Genomic DNA, 4,630 nt, shown 5'->3' with positions numbered 1-4,630 from the left:
TGCGCGGAAGCGCACACGAAAATAACCGGGTTTTGCGCACACAATTTACTGTCTTGAATACGAAGAATCTATGTTCAGCTGGGAGCGGTATTTTGCAACAGTCCGCCGTGCAATTTTTACTCCGCGCTCAAGCAAAATATCTGCAATTTTCTGATCGCTCAAAGGTTTTTTATCATCTTTGTGCTCTTCAAGAATTTTTTTCAATTCCGCCATAACGCCCTGCTTTGAAGCTGGAATGTCTTCTTCCGGCAGGTTTTGACCGACAGCATTTGTAAAGAAAAATGAAAGCTTAAAAAGTCCCTGGCTGCATCGCAGATATTTTTCATTTGCCATGCGGCTTACCGTCGCTTCGTGAACATTGATAATCACCGCAACGTCTTTTTGCCGCAGCGGCTTTAAATAACGAGGCCCTTTTTCAAAAAAATCTTTTTGAAGGCGCACAATCTGCTGGCAGGCAAGCAAAAGCGTTTTTTTTCTAAATGCAAGACTTTCCATAAAATCATTTGCAGAGCGGACACTTTCCATTATAAACCTATGTTCGGAACGTTTTTTTTCAGATCCTTCGGTAGATTTTGTAACCCGGCTTCTGTCCAGCGAAAGTTCGTAAAAATCTTTGGAAAGTTCAACAACCGGCAAAATTTCATCATTTGCGCGGACAGTATATTCACCAGTTTCCTTGTTTTTTTCGACATAAACATCGGGCGCAATGCAGATATTGTCAGAAGGCGAAAATTCTGAGGCCGGAAAAGGATTGAGTTGTCTGATATAAGCAACAGCCTGTTCAATTTGAGTTTCGGTAAAGTCCGTCAAGCCAAATTTTTGAGCGTCATCTGGATTTTCGCGGGCAAAATTGCGGATTTTTTTTAGGATTTTTGGAATTTGCGGAGGATTTAAAAAATCAAAATGTCCGTCCAAAATAAAAAGCGCCGCTTTTGGAGAATTTTCATTTGCTTTTGCCTGAATAAAAAGGCTTTCCTCAAAATCTTTGCAGCAAGTTCCGACAGGATCAAGCTGCTGAATTTCAGAAATTGTTTTTTCGAGAAGCTCTGGAGTTTGAGCCGAATCTTTTTTGTCTAAAAGCGAATAAGGGTCAAAAATAAAAAATCCGCGGTTGTCCAAATTGTGAATCAGGGCAAGTCCGATTTTTTCCTGCGCAGGTGAATGAAAAACCGACAAAAACTGCTGCTCAAGATGTTCAGAAAGAGTTTCCCGATTGTCTGGAGAAGATTCGAGCGCAGACTGAAAATTGTCGCTTGCAATTTTTCCAGCCTGAGTTACAGAACCGATCTTAAGGTTGTCAGAAGAAATTCCATAAACTTTCGCATCTTTTACGCCGTCAAACGCAGCATCTTTTGTAATTACAAGAGCAGGATTTCTGGCAACTGTCGTATAAATTTCCTGGCGCAAATCGAGGGAAGACATTGCAAGAAGTTTTAAGGACATGAGCTGTTTTTGGCTCAATTTTTGCGCCTGAACCTGCCGCTGCTGCTGAGAAACGCGCTGCTGTAAAGAAAACGAAGGAATTTCTGACATATATAAATTATACAACTTTTTTTAACATCGCGTTAGAGGGCAATTTATAAGATTTATATACGATTCTTGTCCCAAAAACCGCACGTTATTTTGGACAATTTTTTTCATGGGCGTTCGCCGCAAAACTTCGTTTTGCTTCACGAGTTTGCAGAGCAAACTCGCTCCGCCGGGCTTTTCGGGGTTACGCTATTCGCTCCATTCCTACGCTACGCTTCGGAACGGCTACGCCGCCCCTACAATCCCTAACGCATTAGCGTTAGGACGTGCGCGCAAGCGCACACGTCAAATACCCGAGTTTTGCGTCAGCAAAATCTCGCAGCAAACCGCAGGTTTGCAAATCCCTAATGCAAAACACTATGGAAGTTTTGTCAAAAAATGTGTATAGTGTTTTTATAATGAAACCGCTTATAAAATATCGTGGCGGAAAATCTAAAGAGATTCCGAATATTCAAAAGCACATTCCTCAGTTTTCTGGCAAATACATAGAGCCGTTTTTTGGGGGAGGCGCACTTTATTTTTATCTTGAGCCGAAAAATGCAATTATAAACGATATAAATGAAAAACTGATTTCTTTTTACAAAGGAGTTCAGTCAGACTATTCAAATTTAAGAATTGAACTTGATAATGTAGAAAAAATATACGAAGAAAACCGCTCAGCTTTTGAAGTGTTAAAATCAAAAACTCCTGATGAACGTGTTGAAGATAAAAATGAAGATTTTTATTATTCAATCCGAGATATGTTCAATGGCTTATCTGAAAAAAAATATTCTGATGCACTTTTATATTATTTTATAAACAAAACCGCGTATTCTGGAATGATTCGTTACAATTCAAAAGGCGAATTCAATGTTCCTTATGGACGTTACAAGCATTTAAATACTTCCCTTGTAACAAAAGAACATTCAGAACTTTTGAAAAATGCAGAAATTTTTAATTCAGATTATAAGAATATATTTGATATGGCAAAATCTGATGATTTTATTTTTCTTGATCCACCTTATGACTGCGTTTTTTCTGATTATGGAAATGAGCAGTATAAAGACGGTTTTAATGATGATGCCCATAGAAAACTTGCTCAGGACTTTAAAAATTTGCCATGCAAAGCTCTTCTTGTAATAGGAAGAACTCATTTAACAGAAGAGTTGTATGGAAATTTAATTATCGATGAATATGAAAAAAGTTATGCGGTAAACATTAGAAATAGATTTAAGGCTGCTGCAACACATATTTTAGTTGCAAATTACAAGGAGTAGAGCTTGGCAAAGTCAATTGACAGCAAAGTTGTGTTTATGACAACTTCGCCACGAACACCAGAAAAAATGATTCCGGAAATTAATTTGCTTGCAAAAAATTTCTCTGGAAAAAAATGGAATGTTCAGACGCAAGTTCAATTCATGCAGTTATTGCGAAATGAAAACTTTTTTCATGGTTCAGGCGAAAATTCTCCTGATTTTAGCGCACGCGATAGGATAAACAGAGCTCCAAAATCTCTAGGCTTTATAACACTTGCGCCTGCAATAAACCTAACTCCTGCTGGAAAACAGCTTGTCTCTGCAAAACGCACAGAAGAAATATTCCTGCGCCAGCTTTTAAAATTTCAAATTCCATCTCCTTACCATGAGCCGTCAGAAAAAGCGGCAAAGTTTTTTGTAAAGCCATATCTTGAAATATTAAGGCTTATACACAAGCTTGGAACACTGAAATTCGATGAGCTTGTGATTTTCGGTCTGCAGATTACGGACTACAGAAAATTTGATGAAATTGTTAAAAAAATAGAAGATTTCAGAAAACAGCGCACAACAACTACGAAAAAATATAAAGAATTTAAACAATCGTATTTTTATAACGAACTGCAGGAAATATATAAAGAAGAAATCGAGGCTGAAGAATTTTCAACAAGGGAAAGCACGACAAAAACTGCAAAAGAATTTTTCAATAAAAAGATGAGCAATATGCGTGATTATGCGGACGCCTGTGTCAGATATTTGCGTGCGACAGGGCTTGTTTCAATCTCTCAGCTTGGAAAGTCGCTTTCAATTATGCCGGAAAAAAAGGCTGACGTTGAATTTATATTGAAAAATGTAAGCAGAGAACCTGTTTTTATTGATGATGAAGAAAAATATATTGAATATCTTGGCAATCCGGAACTTCCAAAACTTTTAACAGATGATAAAACAGCGTTAATTGAAAAACTTAAAACAGAACTTCCTTATGAAAAAATCAATGAAAATCTTTCGATTCTTGAGTTAAAAGAAAAGCTTGATGACGCGCTTCTTGCAAAGAAAAACGAAATAATCAGAAATCAGGTTTCCGAAATAAAAGACTACAAGCAGTATGACGACATACAGCAGATATTTGATTTGATTCCAAAGCGAAACAGCGAGCTTTCAGATGTTCCTCTGATGTTTGAATGGAACACTTGGCGCGCAATGACAATGCTTGACGGCGGAAACATAAAGGCAAACCTGAAATTTGATGATTTTGGAAACCCTATGTCAACGGCTCAAGGAAACATGGCGGATATTGTCTGCAATTATGATGATTTTGACTTGATTGTTGAAGTTACAACGGCAACCGGTCAAAAACAGTATGAAATGGAAGGAGAACCTGTTTCTCGCCATTTAGGCAAATTGAAGAAAGAAAGCGGCAGGGAAACTTACGGACTTTTTATTGCTCCGACGATAAATGAGGCTTGCGTTGCCCAGTTTTATATGCTGTACCACACAAATATTTCTTATTACGGCGGAAAATCGGCTATTGTTCCTCTTCCGCTGAATATTTTCAGAAAAATGGTTGAAGATTCATTTAAGGCTGACTATACGCCAGATTCCAACCAAGTGAAAGCCTTTTTTGAGCATTCAAAAGAAATTGCAAAATCAAGCTCTAACGAACAGGACTGGTATAGAAAAATCACTGAAAAGGCATTGGATTGGCTTGGTTAGATTTTCGGCTAGAAAATAAGTCATCATAAAATTCTCCGCTTCGTACCCCAGCTACAAACTTCGTTTTTTCTCTTTTCTTTAATCGCACTCACATTTAATTTGCCTTACGTGAACCGCGTCTGACTATATGGCTAAAAACAGTGCAAGAAAATTCG

Annotated in this window: 3 protein-coding genes; 2 read left to right on the top strand and 1 reads right to left on the bottom strand. The window is 37.8% G+C overall.

Going from position 1 to position 4,630, the window contains the following annotated elements; genetic code table 11:
• Positions 1–45: 45 nt before the first annotated feature.
• Positions 46–1,533 (bottom strand): RNA polymerase factor sigma-54, encoded by a 1,488-nt coding sequence (rpoN, locus tag B2X33_RS04215; protein ID WP_296667885.1) that lies wholly within the window; start codon positions 1,531–1,533, stop codon positions 46–48.
• 395 nt (positions 1,534–1,928) lie between these two features.
• Between rpoN and B2X33_RS04210 the strand changes: the two genes are divergently transcribed.
• The gene (locus B2X33_RS04210) at positions 1,929–2,786 is read left to right on the top strand and encodes a DNA adenine methylase (RefSeq protein ID WP_296667884.1); all 858 of its coding nucleotides are present in this window, start codon (positions 1,929–1,931) and stop codon (positions 2,784–2,786) included.
• Between the two features lie 3 nt (positions 2,787–2,789).
• Positions 2,790–4,475 carry an AlwI family type II restriction endonuclease gene (locus B2X33_RS04205; RefSeq protein WP_296667882.1) on the top strand — a complete coding sequence of 562 codons (1,686 nt, stop codon included), beginning with the start codon at positions 2,790–2,792 and terminating at the stop codon, positions 4,473–4,475.
• Positions 4,476–4,630 lie beyond the last annotated feature (155 nt).

It is taken from the genome of Treponema sp. UBA785 (genome assembly GCF_002297065.1).
Lineage (GTDB): Bacteria > Spirochaetota > Spirochaetia > Treponematales > Treponemataceae > Treponema_D.
The sequence above is the reverse complement of the archived record's forward strand: the minus strand, read 5'-3'. Positions and strand labels throughout refer to the sequence as shown.

What these genes read in the sequence shown, in the direction of transcription:
- B2X33_RS04210 (WP_296667884.1), top strand. Translation starts at nt 1,929, where the DNA reads ATGAAACCGCTTATAAAATATCGTGGCGGAAAATCTAAAGAGATTCCG.
- rpoN (WP_296667885.1), bottom strand. Translation starts at nt 1,533, where the DNA reads ATGTCAGAAATTCCTTCGTTTTCTTTACAGCAGCGCGTTTCTCAGCAG.